Here is a 1,114-nt window from a genome sequence, read left to right as displayed (position 1 = left end):
GCTCTGCTGCCCGCCAAATGAAGGGGCAGGCGGTGAGGGCCACGCGGGCGGCGCGCTTTGCCGATCTGGAACGGGATTTCGAGGTGGCGAAGGCATCGGGGAAGACCCACAAGATCTGGCGCACCCGCAAGGATGGCGATGTGCGGTCGAGCCATGCGGCGATGGACGGGGTGCGGGTGGATATCGATGCGGTGTTTGATGTGAATGGCGCGCGTCTCTTTCTGCCCTCTGACCCCGAAGGCCCTTTTGATGAGACCGCCAATTGCCGCTGCTTTGTTGAGTATGTGGATGAGGGCATGGGGGAGGAGACATTCGACGATATCCGGTCAGTGGAGTTGGCTACTCAGACTGCGCGGCTGCGCATTAGGTACGGCGTTGGATTTGATGACAGTCTGCTAAGCTATCCGCCGGAGCGGCGTGCGGAATTATTCGGTGATAAGTTGACCGAGCGTGAAACGCTGCAAAATGTCGTTGATTTCGAGGCGGAACTTGACAGCACCCGCGCGCTTGGCACGGCACGGGGTAAGGACTGGACACTCGGCAGGTTGCGGGAATTGCGCACCAATCTGGGCGACCGGGAGCCCAAATCTCCAGAAGAAATGAACCGACTTGGGCAGGTGAACGCCAGAGGTAATATTGATCGCCTGACTGAGCAGACTATCGTGTTCAAGCCGGAACTGAGTGCACGCGCTGCGGTGGGCCTTAATCAACCCGGGAAAGACAATCTTAACGAGCTTGTTGCAGAATTATTCGCGTGGTACACATCATCGGATTACGATGGTGGTCTGGATGCGGAGGTAGAGACCGCGCTTGATGATTTGTTGCGGTGATGGGGGGCAATGGGATGGGGCGAGCGATGGGGGTTGTGGGGATGTGCTTGGGCCTTCTGGCGGCAGCGGTTCTTGTCTTTAGCGAGGCTTATGCGCAGGAAGAAGTGATGGACTTCACCGGGCGTGAGCGACCGGGGATGGTGCTGATTGACGACTTTGATGGCTGGTTTCGACGCCGACCTGACTTTTTGGTTCCTGGAGGCATTGCCAAGGCGATTAACACGATTGGTGAGGGGTTTCTGGACGTGGAAACGGCCTTGCCATCCCCCGATCTGGCCGCGCGC

The 1,114-nt window shown here is 58.4% G+C and carries 1 protein-coding gene and 1 pseudogene; both read left to right on the top strand.

Annotation, left to right across the window (positions count from 1 at the left end; genetic code table 11):
* Positions 1 to 830: pseudogene (locus AQ1_RS12150) on the top strand (hypothetical protein); the annotation flags it as partial.
* 47 nt (positions 831 to 877) lie between these two features.
* The coding region (locus tag AQ1_RS12145) for a hypothetical protein (RefSeq protein ID WP_152550432.1) at positions 878 to 1,114 on the top strand (237 nt) is incomplete at its 3' end.

Source organism: Iodidimonas nitroreducens (assembly GCA_000710935.1).
Lineage (GTDB): Bacteria > Pseudomonadota > Alphaproteobacteria > Sphingomonadales > Rhodothalassiaceae > Iodidimonas > Iodidimonas nitroreducens.
This window is presented reverse-complemented; position numbering and strand designations above follow the sequence as displayed.